The following is a 17,813-nucleotide window of genomic DNA, read 5'->3' as shown; positions in this document are numbered from 1 at the left end:
CGCGGACTCCCGCAGCGTGGTGATGGTCCTCGCGCTCCGGTCCCGTCAGGGCGCCATCTCGTAGGCCCCGGCCAGTGCCTGCACGCGCGCCCAGACGCGCGCCGAGCGGTCGGCGTCGACGACCGGGCGCCGAACCGCCCCGAGCGCCCAGCTCTGCTGGTCCGCCGTCGCGGAGTCCTTGCCGTACAGCTCCACCGCGTGGGCGGAGAAGTCCCGTACGAGGACGGCGAAGAGTTCGTCGAGCACGTCCTCGTCCAGGCCCGACAGGCGTGCCTGCTCCAGGATCAGCTGACCGTGGACGACCAGGGCGAAGAGCTGGCCCACGGCCAGGAGGAGGTCGAGGTCACGGCTCTGCTCCTCGTCGGGGGCGGCGGTCCTGACGAACTCGCACAGGGCGTCGGCCTGCTCGCGGAAACGGCCGACGTTGGGCAGGGAGGCGTACGCGTCGAAGGCCGGCCGCCAGTCGTGGAAACGTACGGAGCCCAGGCCGCGCGCGGGTCCCTGACGGAACAGGAACTCGTCGTCGGCCGCGTCGAGGCGGGTCGGCACGGGTGCGTAGTCGGCGGACTCCAGCAGGTGGTTGCGCATGAACTTGAGGATCAGCGCGAGGTTGACGTGGACCGTGCCCTCCAGCTTCGGCAGGCTGCGGATCTCCACGGCCGCCTGCGCGAAGTAGGTGTCCTTCTCGAAGCCCTTGGCGGCGATGACGTCCCACATGAGGTCGATGACCTTCTCGCCCTCCGTGGTCACCTTCATCTTGGTCATCGGGTTGAAGAGCAGGTAACGGCGGTCGTCGGGACCGGCGGAGCGGAAGTAGTCGACGGCGCGGTCGCTGAACAGCTTCATGCCGACGAGTCGGACGTAGGCATCGGCCAGCTCACGGCGCACGTGCGGGAAGGCGGTGACGGGGCGGCCGTAGAGGATCCGGTTGTCCGCATGGGTGACGGCCTCGTACATCGCGTGCTCGCAGATGCCGATCGAGGCCGTGCAGAGGTTGAACTTGCCGACGTTGACGGTGTTGAGTGCGGCGTCGAAGGCGGCGCGCCCGGTGTGCAGGACGTCCTCGGCCCGGACGGGGTAGTCGTCGAGGCGGAACTCGCTGACGTACTTGGACGAGTCGACGACGTTCTTCACCAGGTGGTACGCCGGGTGACGGCTGTCGGCGGCGAAGAAGACGTACCCCTCGGGCCCCTCGACGTCGGTGCGGCGTCCGAAGACGGACACGAGGCCGGCGGCGTTGCCGTTGCCGATGTAGTACTTGGACCCGCGGGCGCGGAAGCCGCCTTCGCCGTCGGGCTCCAGGAGCATGTCGGTGGAGTAGATGTCGGCGCCGTGGGTCTTCTCGGACAGGCCGAACGCGAATACTTCGCCCTCGCCGAGGAGTTGCGCCGCGCGGGAGCGGGCGGCGGCGTTGTCGCTCTGCCAGACCGGCCCGAGACCGAGGATCGTGACCTGCCAGGCGTACCAGTAGTCGAGGCCGTAGAAGCCGAAGATCTCGTTGAGGGCGGCGATCCGCGCGGTGTCCCAGCGCTTGTCCGGCTCGTCGTCGCCGGCCTCGGGAGCCGGGGTGAGGAAGGTCGCGAAGAGGTTCTCTTTCGCGGAGAACGCGAGGAAGTCCGCCAGCCAGGCTCGCGAGCGGTAGTCCTCGATCAGCTTGCGCTTGCCGCGGTCCTCGAACCAGTCGACGGTGGCGCGGAGCAGCCTGCGGGTCTCGGGGTCGAAGTGGGCGGGGTCGTAGGTGTGCGGGTTGAACAGCAGCGTGTCGGTCATGAGGGTTCGCCTTTCGGGCCCGGGTGCGGTCCGGGCTGTCTCGGGGGCTGGGGACACGGGGAAAGGGAAGCGTCGGGGGGCACGTCGGACGGTTCGCGCGCCCGTCGGCGGACTAGGAGGCGATCCGGCGGAGCGTGGCAAGGACGTCCTCGAGCCAGGCGAGCATCATCCGCTCGTAGGCGATACCACCGCGCAACACGACGTGTTGCAGCTCCTCACCGGTATCCGGCGCGGCCGCGGCGGGAGCCTGCGGGCCGGTGAAGTCCCGCAGCTCCCCCGCCAGGTAGTGGGTCAGCCGGTCGGCGTGCGCCTGGTGGTGCCGCTCGACCTCGCTGATCAGCGCGGCCGGGTCGTCGAAGGCCGCGCCACGGATCTTCACGGCGATCTCGTGCCGGACGGTGTCGGGCTGGACGGGGTCGCGGAGCCAGGCCGACAGAGCGGCCCGGCCGGCCGGGGTGACGGAGTGTTCCTTCTTGTCCGGCCTGCCCTGCTGTTGCACGGCGCGGACCTCGATCCAGCCGTCGTTCTCCATGCGCTTGAGCACGCGGTAGATCTGCTGATGGGTCGCGGTCCAGAAATAGCCGATGGACCGGTCGAACCGCCGGGCCAGCTCATAGCCGGAGCCCGGCTGCTCCAGCAGGGAGACGAGGATCGCGTGCTCAAGCGCCATACCCCGATCTTCATATGCAACTCGTTGCATGGACAAGCGCCACCGGCCGGATGAGACACGCCTCACCCCCGGGGCCGCGGGCGCCCGGCTCGCCCCTACTGGCTCAGCCCCACCAGTCCCCAGCCGCGCCGCGCCGCTTCTGACAGGACGCGGTCCCAGTCCTCCAGCAGGTCGGCGAACGCGTCGAAGTCGCCGACCCATCCCCCGGGGGTGGCGGCGTACCGGTCGAAGGCCGGACGCAGGACGCCCAGCCGGGGCCGTAGCCGCTCCGATGTGGCGGCCAGTTCCCGCACGCTGTCCGGCGTGCGCGCGAGCAGCACGCCGGAGTCGACGGCGGGGCGGGTGGCGGGGTCGGTGGCGTCGGCGGCGGGGGCGGGGCGGAAGAAGCCCGGATCGACGTGCTCGGCCTCGCCGTCCATGCCTCCCCAGATCAGCCCGCGCAGCAAGGCGTCCAACTCGGCGCGCACCTGCGGGTCGGTGTGGTCGCGCACGGATTCCCACCGCTCCCCGGCCCAGAAGTGGGCCTTGAACGAACCGAGGGTGTTCCGGAATCCGTATACGGAGAACGAAGCGCGGTGGGGGCCATGGGGCCGGTGCCAGTCACCCTCCACCACCGGCGCGTAGGGCTGCAGATCCGCGATGGCTGCTGTTGGCGCCATCGGTGTCCCGTGCTTTCGGTCAGCCCGACGATGCTGCCCCGGCTGGACGAGCTGGAGGACGATCTGGTCGCACGCCGCCGGCCCGCGATCGCCAGGGGTGGAAGGGATCAGCAGCGGGGACGCCAACAGCGCGTTTGGCGCAGGGCCTGACCGGTCTGGTACATGCCGTTCATCCTGACCGCTTCAGCTCCGCGAAGCCCCTCGCTCCGACGTGCTCGACGCCCTCTGGGCGGCCTGGCGCGTGCTGACAGTGGACAAGTAACGAAGACGTAGCCCTCAACTCCGCCTGTTCATGGCTCACTTCCTGAACCCTGCCCCGCTCCGTCGCGCCGCCAGCGACGGCGGGGCGGAGCGGTCAGGGACACCAGTTAAGACCCGCAGAATTTTTTTCGTCAACACTTTTCACAAGGATTGAAGAAACTTCGAGTTCACAGGTCTGGTGGGCGCGGATCGCGCTGAGGATCTTCAGTTCATGAATGCGGAAACCCTTGACGGTCCAGCTGGAGGGCAGTTCACTCACGCTTCGATCCCCCCGGATTCATGACGTCAGGAGCACCCCCCATGCCACTCCCCTCCGACCGCCCGCCGCGGCTCACCGTCGCTGCGCTCGCCGCCGCCCTGGTCGCGGCCCTCCTCGTGCTGCTGCCCGGCACCGCGGCCCAGGCGGCTCCCGTTCTGCTCTCCCAGGGCAAGCCCGCCACCGCCTCCAGCGTGGAGGGCGCCGGGACCCCGGCCGGTGCGGCCGTCGACGGCGACAACGGCAGTCGCTGGTCGAGCCAGTTCGCCGACCCTCAGTGGATACAGGTCGACCTCGGCGCCCCCGCCCAGGTGAACCAGGTTGTCCTGCGCTGGGAGGCGGCGTACGCGAAGTCCTACCGGGTCGAGCTGTCCACCGACGGCGCCACCTGGTCCACCGCCTACTCGACGACCGCGGGCACCGGCGGGGTCCAGACCCACGACATCACGGGCACCGCGCGCTACGTCCGCGTCTACGGCACCCAACGAGCCACCGCCTACGGCTACTCGCTCTGGGAGTTCCAGGTCTACGGCACCACGGGCACCGGCCCGGTGATCCCCGGCGGCGGTGACCTCGGACCGAACGTGATCGTCTTCGACCCCTCGATGCCGGACATCCAGGCCAAGCTGGACCAGGTCTTCGCGCAGCAGGAATCGGCCCAATTCGGCTCCGGGCGATACCAGTTCCTCTTCAAGCCGGGCACGTACAACGGCCTCAACGCCCAGCTCGGCTTCTACACCTCGATCTCCGGCCTCGGCCTCAATCCCGACGACACCACCATCAACGGCGACGTGACCGTCGACGCCGGCTGGTTCGGGGGCAACGCCACCCAGAACTTCTGGCGCTCCGCCGAGAACCTCGCCCTCAACCCGGTCAGCGGTACGGACCGCTGGGCCGTCTCACAGGCCGCGCCGTTCCGCCGGATGCACGTCAAGGGCGGCCTGAACCTGGCGCCCGACGGCTACGGCTGGGCTTCGGGCGGCTACATCGCCGACTCCAAGATCGACGGACAGGTCGGCAACTACTCGCAGCAGCAGTGGTACACCCGTGACAGCTCGATCGGCGGATGGTCCAACGCCGTGTGGAACCAGGTGTTCTCGGGGGTCCAGGGCGCACCGGCCCAGAGCTTCCCGAACGCCCCCTACACCACGCTCGACAGCACGCCCGTCTCCCGCGAGAAGCCCTTCCTCTACCTCGACGGCACCCAGTACAAGGTCTTCGTACCGGCCAAGCGCACCGGCGCCCGCGGCACCTCCTGGGGCAACGGCACGCCGCAGGGGTCCTCGATCCCGTTGAGCCAGTTCTACGTGGTCAAGCCGGGCGCGAGCGCGGCGACGATCAACGCGGCGCTGGCCCAGGGCCTGCACCTGCTCTTCACCCCCGGCGTGTACCACGTCAGCCAGACCATCCAGGTCAACCGCCCGGACACGGTCGTCCTCGGCCTCGGCCTGGCGACGATCGTCCCGGGCAACGGAGTGACCGCGTTGAAGGTCGCCGACGTAGACGGCATCAGGCTCGCCGGCCTCCTGATCGACGCGGGCCCCGTCAACTCGCCCAGCCTCCTGGAGGTCGGCCCGGCCGGCACCACGACGGACCACGCGGCGAACCCGACCACCGTGCAGGACGTGTTCGTCCGGGTCGGCGGCGCGGGCGCGGGCAGGGCCACAGTCGGCATGGTGATCAACAACCACGACACGATCGTCGACCACACGTGGATCTGGCGCGCCGACCACGGTGACGGGGTCGGCTGGGAGACCAACCGCTCCGACTACGGCTTCCGGGTGAACGGCGACGACGTCCTGGCCACCGGTCTGTTCGTCGAGCACTTCAACAAGTACGACGTGCAGTGGAACGGCGACCGGGGCCGCACGATCTTCTTCCAGAACGAGAAGGCGTACGACGCGCCCAACCAGGCTGCCGTCCAGAACGGCTCCACCAAGGGGTTCGCGGCCTACAAGGTGGCCGACTCGGTGAACACCCACGAGGGGTGGGGGTTGGGCAGCTACTGCTACTACAACGTGGACCCGACCATCCGGCAGGACCACGGCTTCGAGGTGCCGGTGAAGCCGGGCGTCAAGTTCCACGACCTGCTCGTCGTCTCGCTCGGCGGCAACGGCCAGTACGAGCACGTCATCAACGCCACGGGAGCCCCGACCTCGGGGACCTCGACCACCCCGTCGGCCGTCGTCTCCTTCCCCTGACCTGTCCCCGAACCCGCGCAACACGCGGGGCGGCAGTCGGCCGCCCCGCGTTTTCCGGTCCGTTTGAGAGAGCGCTCTCCCACCCAGAGGGCCTCCCCCACCATCCGCAGGAGCAGAAGTGAATCTCTGACCTCGCAGCCTGTCCGCCCTACTGGTTTCGGCGGCTTTCGCCATGACCGCGGCGGCGGGCCTGGGCGGTCTCGCCCTGACCGCCCAGGCCTCTCCCCCCAACGGCGCGGCCGCCCACATGGACCATGCCGCCGTCGCGCCCCTCGCCACCGGTGACGACCCGGACGGGGACGGGGACGGCTACATCCCGGCCGTGCCGCCGGTCACCGGCGTCACCCCCTCCTGGGCGAACCCACCCGACCGCTACTTCCACGAGTTCCAGGCGAACTGCGCCGTCAGCAAGACCGCCCCCGACGACCCGATCGTCTTCCCAGACCGGCCCTGCGCCTCGCACAACCACACCTTCATGGGCAACACCACGACCGACGCCAACTCCACCACCGCCTCACTCGGCGCGGGCGGCACGCGCTGCAACGCCCCCGGCGACCTGTCCGGCTACTGGATGCCGACGCTCTACAACGGCAACCAGCCCGTCCTGCCCACCGGACCTCAGGTGATCTACTACAAGACCGGCGTCACCGACTACAAGAGCGTGCGCCCCTTCCCCAAGGGCCTGCGCTTCGTGGTCGGCAGCCCGACGCAGACCGCGGCCGAGTTCCGCGCCCACCGCGGCTGGGTCGAGGGCTGGGAGTGCGGCGACAGCTTCAAGAACGTGGAGTTCCCGGCGAGCTGCCCCGCCGGGACACAGCTCAATATCCGCATGCAGTCACCCAGCTGCTGGGACGGCAAGTATCTGGACACGCCCGACCACAAGGCCCATATGGCCTACCCGATCGTGAAGCCCGGCAGCAACGACAACGTGTGCCCGGCCGACCACCCCGTCGCGCTGCCGATGGTCGAGTTCAAGATGGCCTTCCCGGTCAGCGGTGACATGTCGCAGGTGAGGCTGTCCAGCGGCAGTGGCCACTCCTTCCACTACGACTTCTTCAACGCATGGGACGACCGGACGCTGAAGGCCCTTGTCGACCAGTGCATCAACGGCGGCTTCCAATGCAACGCCCGCGGTTACGACGAGACCCACCCCGAGGCGGGATCCGTCCTCGGTCCGGACTACCGGCTCCCGTGACCCGTTCCTCCTCCCCCACCCCCTTCCAAGGAGGTGCAGGCATGCACTCCCGTATGCGTTCCCTCGTCGCGGCCGCACTCCTCGCGGGCACCGCGGCTGTAATCCCCGCGGGACCGGCGCAGGCCGCCGGCAGCGTGGTGAAGGTGACCGGCTCGCAGGGCAACTGGCAGCTGACGGTCAACGGTTCCCCTTACGTCGTCAAGGGCGTCACCTGGGGCCCGTCCTCGGCGGACGCCGGGCGGCTGCTGCCCGACGTGAAGTCGCTGGGCGCCAACACCATCCGTACGTGGGGCACCGACGCGAGCAGCCGCCAGCTGTTGGACGCGGCGGCCTCGAACAGCATCAAGATGGTCGCCGGGTTCTGGCTCCAGCCGGGCGGCGGCCCGGGCTCCGGCGGCTGCACCGACTACGTCACGGACACCACGTACAAGAACAACATGAGGGCGGGCGCGGGGGCGCGAAGGAGGGAGTAGGTTTCAGCGGGAGCGGTGGGCGGCGATGATGCCGGCGTACGTGCGGCCGCTGGACTTCACTGTGCGGGCCTGGGTGGCGTAGTCGACGTGGACCAGGCCGAAGCGCTTGTCGTAGCCGTAGGCCCATTCGAAGTTGTCCAGCAGCGACCAGGCGTAGTAGCCGGCCACCGGAGCGCCGCGGCGGGCCGCGCGGGCACAGGCGGTCAGGTGGGAGGTCAGGTAGGCGGTGCGCTCGGGGTCGTGGACGCTGCCGTCGGCTGCGACGGTGTCCGGGTAGGCGGAGCCGTTCTCGGTGATGTGGATGCGCCGGGCCCCGTACTCCTCGTGGAGCCGCATGATGAGTGTTTCCAGGCCGTTGGCGTCGACCTCCCAGTCCATGCCGGTGCGCGGGACGCCGGGACGGACAGTCTGTCGGGCGAAGGGGGCGGGACCGGCCGGGTCGGCGGTGACGACCTGCGGGAAGTAGTAGTTGAGGCCGATCCAGTCCAGAGGGGCCGCGACGGCCGCGAGGTCGCCCGGGCGTTCGGGCAGTTCCACGCCGTAGACCTCGCGCATGTCGGCGGGGAAGCCGCGCCCGTGGACCGGGTCGAGCCACCAGCGGTTGACGTGGCCGTCCATGCGCCGAGCGGCGGCGCGATCGGCCTCGCTGTCGGTGGCGGGTTCGATGGTGGAGAGGTTGTTGACTATGCCGATCCGAGCGCCGGGAGCCGCGGAGCGGACGGCCTGGGTGGCGAGGCCGTGGCCGAGCAGCAGGTGGTAGGAGGCGCGGACGGCGGCGGTCAGGTCCGTCCAGCCGGGGGCCATCTTGCCTTCCAGGTGGCCGATCCAGGCGGAGCACAGCGGTTCGTTCAGGGTGGCCCACTGGGTGACGCGGTCTCCGAGCCGGCCGGCCACCAGGCCGGCGTACGCGGCGAAGTGCTCGGCGGTGGCACGCTCGGGCCAGCCGCCGAGGTCCTGGAGGGCCTGTGGGAGGTCCCAGTGGTAGAGGGTGACGTTGGGTTCGATTCCGGCGGCGAGCAGGGCGTCGATCAGCCGGTCGTAGTGGTCCAGGCCCTTGGCGTTGGCGGGGCCGTCTCCGTCGGGCAGGATGCGCGGCCAGGCGACGGACAGCCGGTAGGCGTTGGTACCGAGGTCCCGCATCAGGGCGATGTCCTCGGGCCAGCGGTGGTAGTGGTCGCAGGCGGTGTCGCCGGTGTGGCCGTTGTCGATGGCGCCGGGGACACGGCTGAAGGTGTCCCAGATGGAGGGGGCGCGGCCGTCCTCATCGACCGCTCCCTCGATCTGGTAGGCGGAGGTGGCGGTGCCCCAGGCGAAGTCGGCGGGGAGGGCGGCCAGATCGAGGGCGTCCTCGGCGGCCGGGTGCCCGACGGCGTCGTCGGCGGCCCCGCGCCCGGTCAGGCGGAGGCTTTCGGAAAGGGTCATTTGACGGCTCCTGCCGTGAGTCCGGCCACCAGGTACTTCTGCAGCAGCAGGAAGCCGGCGACGACGGGGATGCTGACGACGAGTGAGGCGGCCATGATCTGGTTCCAGTAGACGTCGTTCTGCGTGGAGTAGCCCTGCAGTCCGACGGCGAGAGTGCGGGTGGCGTCGTTCGTCATGACGGAGGCGAAGAGCACTTCGCCCCAGGCGGTCATGAAGGCGTAGACGGCGACGGCGACGATGCCGGGGACCGCTGCGGGGATCACGACGCGGAACAGTGCGCCGAGCGGGCCGCAGCCGTCGACGGCGGCCGCCTCGTCGAGGTCTCGGGGCACCGAGTCGAAGTAGCCGATGAGCATCCAGATGGAGAAGGGCAGGGAGAAGGTGAGGTAGGTGAGGATGAGCCCGCTACGGGAGCCGTAGAGGGCGACCCCGGTGCTGTTGCCTATGTTGACGAAGATCAGGAACAGCGGGAGCAGGAAGAGGATCCCCGGGAACATCTGGGTGGACAGCACGGTCACCGTGAACAGGCGCTTGCCGCGGAAGCGGTAGCGGCTGACGGCGTAGGCGGCGAACACGGCGATGACCACGGAGCAGACGGTCGCCGCTCCCGCCACGATCAGGGAGTTCACGAAGTACTCGGCGAGCGGGACAGTGTGCCAGATGTCGATGTAGGGGCGGACGGTCAACCCGGTGGGGATCCACCGGAACTGGCCCGAGACGTCCTGAAGCGGCTTGAGGGAGCTGGTGACCATCACGTAGACGGGCAGGAGCACGAAGCCTGCAAGCAGGGTCAGGAAGACGGCCCGGATCACCCGGAAGGAGGTGGGCGGATCGAGCGGGCTGCGGGCTCTAGCGGGCATCGGCTTCCCTCCGGCCGCGGGTGGTGACGAGCAGGTAGACGGCGGTGACCAGCAGGAGGAAGAGGAGCAGCAGCACCGACATGGCCGACCCGGTGCCGAAGTTCCAGGTCACGAAGCTGGACTGGTAGATGTGGATGGATATCAGGTCCGCTGCCTGGGGTGCGGACTTGCCGAACAGCACGAATGGCGTGTTGAAGTCGTTGAAGGTCCACAGAAACAGCACCAGGACCAGGACCTGGTTCACGGCGCCGACCGATGGCAGGGTGATGCGGCGGATCTGCTGCCAGATGCCCGCTCCATCCAGTGCAGCGGCCTCGTAGAGGTCCTTGGGGATGTTCTGCAGGGCGGCCATGACGATGAGGAACGCGAACGGCCAGCCCTTCCACACGGACACCGTCAGCAGGGCCCAGAAACTGTTGTCGCCCAGGAGCCAGAAGGTGTGCGCGGTTCCTCCGATGCCGAGCTGGTCGTGCAGGACGTGGTTCACCAGGCCGTTGTCGCGCTGGAACATGAAAGCCCAGGTGATCACGGCCGCGTAGACGGGCAGGGCGTACGGGACCAGGAACAGGGCCCGCAGGAAGCCTCGACCGCGGAATGCCTCCTGCATAAACACGGCGGCCGCGGTGCCGAGCAGCCAACACAGGGCCACGGAGAGCAGGGTGAACAGGCAGGTCGTCAGGAAGGATCCGAGCAGGGCCTCGCCGACGGGCCGGTTGACGTCCACGGCGAGTCGGTAGTTGTCGAAGCCCGTCCAGGGTGCGCCGGACCAGTCCCGGATGAAGAACTGGGTGAGCCGGCGGAAGCTCATCAGGATGCCCATCACCATCGGGACGAGGTGGATGAGCAGTTCGAGGAGGAGCGCAGGCAGGAGGAGGAGGTAGGGCAGGGCTGCGCGGCGCAGCCGTCCGGGCGGGCGGCCGCCGCCGACCGCGCGGCGCAGCGTCTCTGGCGGGGTGGTATCGGGCGGGATCACGGTGGGTGCGGAGGTCATCGGGCGGGGCTCAGTTCGACATCTGCTGCTGGGCCTTGGTGAGCTTCGCCTTGACCGACTCGGAGGTCACCGGGCGACCGGCCGCGGCGTCGGCGAAGAGCTCCTTGACGGCGGTGCCGACGGCGGTCTCGAACTGCGACTCCTCGGGAACCTGCGGGAGCGGGGCGGCGCTGGTGGCGAGGGTGGTGCGGAGCACGGTGAGGTCCTCGGTGGCGAAGGCGGGGTCGCTCTGGGCGGCCTTGACCGGCGGGATGGAGCCGTAGGTCTTGTTCAGGAGCCTCTGTTCTTCGTCGCTGGTCATGAACTTCACGAACTTCAGGGAGCCGTCGATGTTGTCGGTGTTCTTGAAGACGGCCATGTTGATGCCGGCGACCATGGAGTTGGTGTTCTTTCCGGTGCCGGGGGCGCCGCCGGCCGGGACGGGAACGGGGGCAACGCCCCAGTCGCCCTCCTTCATGCCGTGCGCCTTGAAGCTGCTGGCGGCGCTCTGCCACAGGACCATTGCGGTCTTGCCGTTGGCGAAGTCCTGGAGGGACTGGTTCTTGTCGTACTCGGCGTTGCCCGGCGCGATGATCTTGTCCTTGGCCATCAGGTCGACGTACTGCTTGACGGCCTCGACGTTGGCGGGGGTGTCGAAGGTGGGCTTGCCGGCGGTGTCGAAGAACGCGGCGCCGTGCTGTTTGGAGAGCACGAAGGCCTGGTGGATGTTGTTGGAGAGGTTCGAGCCCTCGGCCCCCAGCGCCCACTTGCCGTCCTTGGACAGCTTCTGGCCGACGGTGACCATCTCGTCCCAGGTGGCCGGCGGCTTTTCGATGCCTGCCTCCTGGAACATCTTCTTGTTGTAGTAGAGCGCGTAGGACATCGAGTAGAGAGGGACGGCTGCCGGGTCCTTGCCGGACGCACCGGCCGATCCGATGGCGGCTTCGACGAAGCGGTCCCGGCCGCCGATCGCCCGGAAGTTCTCGGTGTCCCAGGGCAGCAGCGCTCCGGTGGCCTGGAGGGAGGAGGACCAGGTATTGCCGATGTTGAGGACGTCCGGGCCCTGGCCGGAGGCGGTGGCGGCGAGGATCCGGTTGAGCAGGTCGGCCCAGGGGACGACTTCCAGCTTGACCTTGATGCCGGTCTGCTGTTCGAACTTCTTCAGCTCGGGAGCGAGCGCGGCCTGGTCCGCCGCGATGTCGGGCCCCTGGTTGGAGGCCCAGTAGGTGAGCTCCTGGGGGGCGGTGTTGGAACCGCCCCCGCTGTCCGTCGACCCGCCGCCGCAGGCAGTGGCGGCAGTGGCGAGGAGGGAGACTGTGACGGCGGTGGCAGCGGCCCGGGTTCTGCGCATGGCGGCTCGGTCCCTTTCGGCGGTGATGCGGGAAGGCCGACGCGGCGCACTCCGTCCAGGCCTTAATTTAGGACGTGAGTTAAGCTCTGTGAAAGGGTCGCGTCAAGGGCTCGCACAACGGTATGTTGCGAGCAATGCCACTGCGGAAGGGGCCGGATGACCACGGGACGTAGCGGGCGAACGGTGCGGGACCTGCGGCGGGGCAATCGGAGCGCCGTCCTCCAACGTCTGTACTTCGGCGGGCCGATGAGCCGCCAGGAGCTGGGACCCGCCACGGGGCTGAGCTCCGGATCCGTCAGCAATGTCGTCGGCGAGCTCGTCACCGACGGACTCCTGGAGGAAGCCGGCGTCGTCGACTCCGACGGCGGCCGCCCCCGCACGCTGCTGCGCGTGGCCCCGGGCAGTGCGCACATGATCGGCGTCGACGTCGCTGAGACCCGCGTCCGTGTCGAGCTGTTCGACCTGACCTTGAGAGAACTGGCCCGCGCCGAAATGCCGCTGCTGCCACGCGGCTGTTACGACGTGGGCCCCATCGTCGCCCACATCAAGGACGGGATCGCCGCCGTACTCGCCGAGGCGGCCATCGGCGCAGAGCGGCTGCTGGGCGTGGGCGTCGGAGTGCCCGGCATCGTCGAACGGGGCGCACCGGGCGGGACCGTGGTACACGGCCAGACCATCGGCTGGGACGCCGTACCGCTGGAAGAGCTGCTGCGCGCCACCGGAGCCGTGCCGAACGAGGTCCCCTACATCATCGACAACGGCGCGCGAACCCTCGGCCAGGCGGAAATGTGGTTCGGGGCGGGACGCGGCGCCCGGGAGGCGCTGGTCGTACTGTTCGGGTCGGGCGTCGGCGCGAGCCTGATCACCGACGGCTCGCCGGACGGCGGGACGACGGAGGGGACCCCGCTGGAGTGCGGGCACCTCACGGTCTCGGTGCGCGGCAGGCGCTGCCGGTGCGGGGCTCTGGGCTGCCTGGAAGCCTATACGGGGGCGGAGTCGCTGCTGGCGCGGTGGGCGGAGCGGGGCGGCGGCCCGGTGGACTCCGTGGACGAGGAGGAGGCCCTCTCGGCGCTGCTGGCGGCGGCCCGTACGGAGGACCCCGTCGCGCTGGAGGTGCTGGAGGAGACCGCGGAATACCTGGGGGCGGGTCTGTCCGGCCTCATCAACCTCTTTCAGCCGGAGCGCATCCTGATCGGCGGCTGGGCGGGCCTGGTGTTGGGCCCCCACATCCTTGCGGCGGTACGTGAGCACGCGACCCGGTACTCGCTGCGTCATCCCGCCGGCCGGGTCACCATCGGCATGGGCTCCCTGGGGCCGGACGCCGTGACGGTCGGCGCGGCGACGCTCCCGCTGTCCGCCTTCTTCGCCACGGGTGGCCGCCGCACGGCACCCCAGCCCCACATCGAGCCCCCGGCCTGGCGCACGGCCCTGCGCGTCCGCGGCGAAACGACGCCCCGCCGCGCGTGACCGGACGCCGGCCTGCCGGCCCCACCACCGAGCACGCGGGGCACTCCGGTGCGAAGCCCCGACGCCTTTGCACCGCCGGGCGGCCGCCGCAGGGACCAGCTCCAGGGGGGCCAGGGATCAGCCCCGGGGCGTTCACGCCGAGTCGCGCACCACGAGGTGGGGCGCGAACAACACCGACGCCGGCCCCGTGTCCGACGCGCCCGCGACACGGTGCAGGAGCAGTCGGACCATCTCGGCCGCCATGTCCTCCACCGGCTGCCTCACGGTCGTCAGCCTCGGCCGGCAGGCCGCCGCCGCGCCGGAGTCGTCGAAGCCGACCACCGCCACGTCGTCCGGAATCCGGCGGCCGTGCTCGCGCAGCACCAGGCAGGCTCCTTGCGCCATCAGGTCGTTGGCGGCGAACACCCCGTCCAGGGCGGGCTGTTCGGCAAGCAGGCTCCGCACCGCCCGCTCGCCCCCGTCGAGGGTGAAGTCCCAAGACCAACTCCTACCCGGATGAGGACTGGCATTCGCTGCAGCCCGCGCTGATCGCGGCCGAGCTCGCCGTGCACGGTCCATCCCCCTGATCGACGTGTCCGCCGATGTGACGCCGGAGCAGCTTGACGAGCTCGCCCTCGTGCTCGGCACGACCGGCGTCGACGAACCGCTCCTGGGTCTCCTGGGCGACTCCCGGGTCTGGTTCTCGGGCCACGACGACTGCTACGTGACGTTGGAAGCCCGCGACCCCGCCCCGCCCGCCGCGGTGCTGGCGCGGCTGTTGGCCCTGCTGGCTGGCTCTGCCCTCGCCGAACTCACCGAGGAGCCCTTCGCACGGGTTCCCGAGCCCGACCTCTGGCTGCCCGAACAGCTGATCGGCGCCGCACCTCACTGGATCGGGGCCCTGTCTCACATCACTGAGGACGTGGTCGTCATCGGGTTGGCTGCCCTACCGCACCCGTGGCGGCTGGGCGTCCCGTTCCCACAGGCCGACCTCACCGCCATGCTCGACGTACGACACGGAACCTGGCGGATGACGCCCAAGGAGTAACGCCAGGAACCACCCCCGACGGGGTGCCGGTGTTCCAGTTGGGCCCGGGTGCCACCGGATTGGCCTCACTGTCCTGCCCCGCAGGCCATTCAGATTCCTCAACCAGGCCAACCAGAGCGCTCAGGGGCAGCGTCGGGCAGGTCGGACCGGAGCTGGCACGCATCCTGGGCCGCCAGGACCTCGATCTGCACCTGATCGACACCGCCCCGACATGCTCGCCGACGAACGGCGGCGGTCCTCGCCGATGAGGTGGCGCAGATGCACGTGCACCACACACCGCTGCTGTCGGAGGAGGTCCTCACCGCACTCCCCTCCGGCACCCATGTCCTGATCATGACCCACGACCGCGCCGAGGACGCCGCACTGACCTTCGCACAGGAAGAACGTGCTGAGTGAACGTCACCACGCGACTGGCCGTACCGTGGGGCATCGGCTCCGAAGAAGGGAACGCGAGTGCGGTACAAGGTGACGGTGGATGTCGCGGCAGCGCCGGAGCGGGTGTGGGAGGTGCTGGCCGACATCGAGGGCTGGCCTCGCTGGACGGTGTCGAAGCCGAGCGTACGGCTGTTGTCCGGCGGCCCGGTGGCGGTCGGGAGCGAGGCGGAGGTCCGGCAGCTCAAGCTGGCGACCGAGGTGTGGCAGGTCACCGAGATGGAGGCCGGGCGAAGCTTCGAGTGGCGCTCCCAGAACCCGGTGTTCACCACGATCAGTACGCACCGGATCGAGCCGCTCGGCGCGGGCCGGTCCCGCGTCGTGCTCGGCCTGCGGCAAAAGGGTTTCATGGCGCCGCTGCTCGCGCTGGCGTACGGCAAGCTGACTCGCCGGTACGTCGACATGGAGGCGGCCGGGCTGAAGCGGTACTGCGAGGCGATGGGCGGCTGAGCGCACGGGGCCGGAGCGCCGCACCGCCCGGCTCAGGCGCGCCACTTGCGGGAGACGCGCCGTACTGCGGTGCCGCGCCTGGGCATGCCGCGGCACCGGAGCACGGTCCCGAACGGGATCGTGGCTGTCCCGGCCAGGCCCGCGGCGTAATCGGGCGGCGACATGACGACCAGCACGGAACAGATCGCCGGCGAAACGGGCGCCCTGGATCTGATGCGCGGGGGTACCTCGCCGCTGACCCGGAAGCCGTCGTTGCCGCCGCGGCGGCGGGCGCCGTGGCCCGACCACGGCCGCCTGATGCACCAGCGGGGCTCGGGGCTACTGACCGAATCCGTCCTGGCCGGCCCCGACTTCTTCCCATGCCGCCGCGTGGTAATGGGGCCCGCGGACATCGAGTGGCTGGAGAGCATCCCCATGGAAACGGCCGTCGCCGAAGCCCTCCTGGTCCTCGCTGGCGACGGCGCAACACCGCGTCTCGCTCTGGACGACGCGCAGCTGGCCACTGTGTTCGCCCTGTCTGCTGTCGCCCGCTGTGTTGCCGTGTACGGACGGGAGGGCGCCACCAACTCACCGCCCTCATCCGTCCGGAGGGGCCCGTGAGTACCGACGGCGAAGGCCGACAGGCTCTCGAACCCACCCTGGAGGAACTGGTACTCGCCCACCTGGGCGCCCCGGGCGTCCCGGCCCTGCTCACCACGGCCATGGAGGCGGCGGCATGACCCGCCTCGATCTGCGCGGCCCTGTTCGAGTCACGATCGGCCTGCACCGACACGTGCTGTGGGCGGCGCTCGCCCTCGTACTGCTCGCCGCCATCGCCCTGCCTGCCGGCCGCTGGTACGTCCAGTCACTGGCCGACGATCTCGCCGCAACCGGCTGCAAGGTGGAGAACTCCGTGCCCGGATGCGGCATCCAAGTCCGCGGCTTCCTCTCCCGCAGCCTCTGCGTCAACAAGGTGTTCAACTACATCGGGCTCGGAACGGGAGTACTGCCCCTGGCCCTCGGCGCGTTCGTCGCGGGCCCGCTGGTCGGACGCGAGCTGGAATCGGGCACCTACCGACTTGGAACGAACTCCCCGTCTACCAGGTGATCAGGCCGGTGTCGGTGAGTTATGCCCTCCTCGGCATCGCGGCGGCGCCATGGCCGGCCTGCTGATCGGACGCGCGTACCCGCCCTGGCCGCGGCCGTCACCATGGCCGGGATCGTCACGGCGGCCCTCGTCCTGATCCTCCCCTGGTTCTGGCCCACCCTCGAAGAGCCCGCGCGCGGGGGCGGGGGGGACATTTCCGGTCCGGTCGACTTCATCGGGACCCGCTATCACCCCGAGTCCCACTTCTGGCCGCTGCAACTGCTCGAGAGTGCGCTCGTGCTGGCCCTCGCCGCCGCCGCGATCGTCGCGGCCTTCGCGTTCCTGCGCCGTCGGCACCGCTGACCGCTGCAACATGGAGACATCATGACCGACAGCGCTTGACGTGTACGGCTTGTGTGTACCGGCGGCACACACAAGCGGTTCAGAGCAGTTCTCGCAACTGGTTGTATCTACGAGACCGACAAGCGGAATCATCACTGCCGCCACCCACTGTTCTGTTGGTCCAACCAGTCCCGAGGCGGGGGCCAGCGGGGTTAGCTGATGCTGATCATCATGTACGTCTCTCCGGGGCCGGGAGGGCGGCTCCAGGAGGGCGACTCGAAGGTGTGCAGCCGGCCCTCGGTGAGGGCGAGGCGGGGCAGGGTGACACCGTGGAGGCGGGCGATGGCGGCCAGGACGCGGGCTGCCGCCGCGGCCTGACCGTCCCCGTCGGGGGCATCGAACCCGGGGGTGGGCGAGGTCAGTTCGGCAGGTACGTCGCCGACGGTGGCTTCGAGCGTCCCGGCGCGCACGGTGAACGCGTAGCGCAGGGTGCCACCCTTGGCGGCCGACACGTGGAAGGGCGGGATGCCCTGGCGCCACTCGTGCCAGATCACGATCGCCCACCCTCCGCCGGCCGAGGCGGCCGGCGCGGGAGAGACGAAGCGCGCGGTGTCGAATCCTGCGGAAGGGTCCTGTTCGAAGGCGAAACTCCAGCCCGATCCGGCCCGTCCGACGCTGAGAAGCGCCTTGTCGTCGTAGCTGGAGAAGACCTGCCGGCCGGATCGATGGTGCCTGGTAACATCCCACTGCCGCAGGGGCGGGGAGAGCTCCGTGCCGGGCGATGAGCCGAGCAGCGCGGGCAGCTCGCCCGAGGCTACGCCTTCGACGAGGATCATCCGGTAGTCGCTGACCTTTTCCGGACTAAGAGATCGCCCTTGGCTGTACATGCCGCAGGGCCGGGGCGGCTTCGAGGTCTCTCTCCTCCCGCGCCGTTGCCGGTT

At 69.8% G+C, this 17,813-nt stretch carries 17 protein-coding genes and 4 pseudogenes; 11 read left to right on the top strand and 10 right to left on the bottom strand.

From position 1 onward, the window contains the following. Positions 1-45: 45 nt before the first annotated feature. From ACIA6C_RS15375 to ACIA6C_RS15360, 4 genes are all read right to left on the bottom strand, one after another. Positions 46-1,770 (bottom strand): acyl-CoA dehydrogenase family protein, encoded by a 1,725-nt coding sequence (locus ACIA6C_RS15375; protein WP_399275942.1) that lies wholly within the window; start codon positions 1,768-1,770, stop codon positions 46-48. 112 nt (positions 1,771-1,882) lie between these two features. After that, on the bottom strand, positions 1,883-2,440 hold the full coding sequence (locus ACIA6C_RS15370) for a PadR family transcriptional regulator (RefSeq protein WP_366083352.1): 558 nt from the start codon (positions 2,438-2,440) through the stop codon (positions 1,883-1,885). 95 nt (positions 2,441-2,535) lie between these two features. Beyond that, on the bottom strand, positions 2,536-3,099 hold the full coding sequence (locus ACIA6C_RS15365; RefSeq protein WP_399275940.1) for a hypothetical protein: 564 nt from the start codon (positions 3,097-3,099) through the stop codon (positions 2,536-2,538). Positions 3,100-3,454: 355 nt separating this feature from the next. Further along, positions 3,455-3,619 carry a hypothetical protein gene (locus ACIA6C_RS15360; RefSeq protein ID WP_399275938.1) on the bottom strand — a complete coding sequence of 55 codons (165 nt, stop codon included), beginning with the start codon at positions 3,617-3,619 and terminating at the stop codon, positions 3,455-3,457. Positions 3,620-3,660: 41 nt separating this feature from the next. On the opposite strand from ACIA6C_RS15360, the gene ACIA6C_RS15355 reads away from it, so the two are divergent. From ACIA6C_RS15355 to ACIA6C_RS15345, 3 genes and pseudogenes are all read left to right on the top strand, one after another. Further along, positions 3,661-5,817, top strand: coding sequence for a discoidin domain-containing protein (locus ACIA6C_RS15355; RefSeq protein WP_399275936.1), 2,157 nt, complete (start codon positions 3,661-3,663; stop codon positions 5,815-5,817). A gap of 172 nt (positions 5,818-5,989) precedes the next feature. Further along, positions 5,990-7,012 (top strand): DUF1996 domain-containing protein, encoded by a 1,023-nt coding sequence (locus ACIA6C_RS15350; protein WP_399275934.1) that lies wholly within the window; start codon positions 5,990-5,992, stop codon positions 7,010-7,012. A gap of 33 nt (positions 7,013-7,045) precedes the next feature. Beyond that, a pseudogene (locus ACIA6C_RS15345) lies at positions 7,046-7,458 on the top strand (hypothetical protein); the annotation flags it as partial. A 30-nt stretch (positions 7,459-7,488) separates the two neighbouring features. On the opposite strand, the gene ACIA6C_RS15340 reads toward ACIA6C_RS15345, so the two are convergent. Genes ACIA6C_RS15340 through ACIA6C_RS15325 form a run of 4 tightly spaced genes read right to left on the bottom strand, consistent with a single transcriptional unit; the run spans position 7,489 to position 12,088 of the window. Further along, on the bottom strand, positions 7,489-8,907 hold the full coding sequence (locus ACIA6C_RS15340) for a GH1 family beta-glucosidase (protein WP_399275932.1): 1,419 nt from the start codon (positions 8,905-8,907) through the stop codon (positions 7,489-7,491). Further along, on the bottom strand, positions 8,904-9,767 hold the full coding sequence (locus ACIA6C_RS15335; protein ID WP_399275930.1) for a carbohydrate ABC transporter permease: 864 nt from the start codon (positions 9,765-9,767) through the stop codon (positions 8,904-8,906). The genes ACIA6C_RS15340 and ACIA6C_RS15335 overlap by 4 nt, the downstream gene beginning before the upstream one ends. Continuing rightward, on the bottom strand, positions 9,757-10,758 hold the full coding sequence (locus tag ACIA6C_RS15330; protein ID WP_399275928.1) for a carbohydrate ABC transporter permease: 1,002 nt from the start codon (positions 10,756-10,758) through the stop codon (positions 9,757-9,759). The genes ACIA6C_RS15335 and ACIA6C_RS15330 overlap by 11 nt, the downstream gene beginning before the upstream one ends. 10 nt (positions 10,759-10,768) lie before the next feature. Next, positions 10,769-12,088: an ABC transporter substrate-binding protein gene (locus ACIA6C_RS15325; RefSeq protein ID WP_399275925.1), complete on the bottom strand. Its 1,320-nt coding sequence runs from the start codon at positions 12,086-12,088 to the stop codon at positions 10,769-10,771. A 156-nt stretch (positions 12,089-12,244) separates the two neighbouring features. Between ACIA6C_RS15325 and ACIA6C_RS15320 the strand changes: the two genes are divergently transcribed. Then, positions 12,245-13,555, top strand: coding sequence for an ROK family protein (locus ACIA6C_RS15320; RefSeq protein ID WP_399275923.1), 1,311 nt, complete (start codon positions 12,245-12,247; stop codon positions 13,553-13,555). A gap of 132 nt (positions 13,556-13,687) precedes the next feature. Here ACIA6C_RS15320 and ACIA6C_RS15315 read toward each other — a convergent pair. Then, a pseudogene (locus tag ACIA6C_RS15315) lies at positions 13,688-14,107 on the bottom strand (LacI family DNA-binding transcriptional regulator); the annotation flags it as partial. 19 nt (positions 14,108-14,126) lie between these two features. On the opposite strand from ACIA6C_RS15315, the gene ACIA6C_RS15310 reads away from it, so the two are divergent. The 7 genes and pseudogenes from ACIA6C_RS15310 to ACIA6C_RS15280 all read left to right on the top strand — a co-directional run bounded on the left by ACIA6C_RS15310 (position 14,127) and on the right by ACIA6C_RS15280 (position 16,893). Beyond that, complete coding sequence (locus tag ACIA6C_RS15310; RefSeq protein WP_399275921.1) at positions 14,127-14,582, top strand: hypothetical protein; 456 nt, start codon at positions 14,127-14,129, stop codon at positions 14,580-14,582. A gap of 131 nt (positions 14,583-14,713) precedes the next feature. Then, positions 14,714-14,948 (top strand): annotated as a pseudogene (locus tag ACIA6C_RS15305) (xanthine dehydrogenase accessory protein XdhC); the annotation flags it as partial. An 87-nt stretch (positions 14,949-15,035) separates the two neighbouring features. Then, entirely contained in the window at positions 15,036-15,464 is a 429-nt protein-coding gene (locus ACIA6C_RS15300) for an SRPBCC family protein (RefSeq protein WP_399275917.1), read from the top strand. A gap of 162 nt (positions 15,465-15,626) precedes the next feature. Beyond that, positions 15,627-16,064, top strand: a complete 438-nt coding sequence (locus ACIA6C_RS15295) for a hypothetical protein (protein WP_399276262.1) — start codon at positions 15,627-15,629, stop codon at positions 16,062-16,064. Beyond that, positions 16,010-16,183: pseudogene (locus tag ACIA6C_RS15290) on the top strand (ABC transporter ATP-binding protein); the annotation flags it as partial. The gene ACIA6C_RS15295 and the pseudogene ACIA6C_RS15290, both read left to right, overlap by 55 nt. Next, complete coding sequence (locus tag ACIA6C_RS15285) at positions 16,180-16,551, top strand: hypothetical protein (RefSeq protein ID WP_399275915.1); 372 nt, start codon at positions 16,180-16,182, stop codon at positions 16,549-16,551. The pseudogene ACIA6C_RS15290 and the gene ACIA6C_RS15285, both read left to right, overlap by 4 nt. A 102-nt stretch (positions 16,552-16,653) precedes the next feature. After that, entirely contained in the window at positions 16,654-16,893 is a 240-nt protein-coding gene (locus tag ACIA6C_RS15280; protein WP_399275913.1) for a hypothetical protein, read from the top strand. A gap of 191 nt (positions 16,894-17,084) precedes the next feature. Here the strand turns inward: ACIA6C_RS15280 and ACIA6C_RS15275 are convergent, their stop codons facing one another. Next, positions 17,085-17,708 carry a hypothetical protein gene (locus tag ACIA6C_RS15275; protein ID WP_399275911.1) on the bottom strand — a complete coding sequence of 208 codons (624 nt, stop codon included), beginning with the start codon at positions 17,706-17,708 and terminating at the stop codon, positions 17,085-17,087. Positions 17,709-17,813 lie beyond the last annotated feature (105 nt).

The sequence above is a fragment of the Streptomyces sp. NPDC051578 genome (assembly GCF_044454045.1).
Lineage (GTDB): Bacteria > Actinomycetota > Actinomycetes > Streptomycetales > Streptomycetaceae > Streptomyces.
Note: the sequence above shows the minus strand (reverse complement) of the source record. Positions and strands in the feature narration are given on the sequence as shown.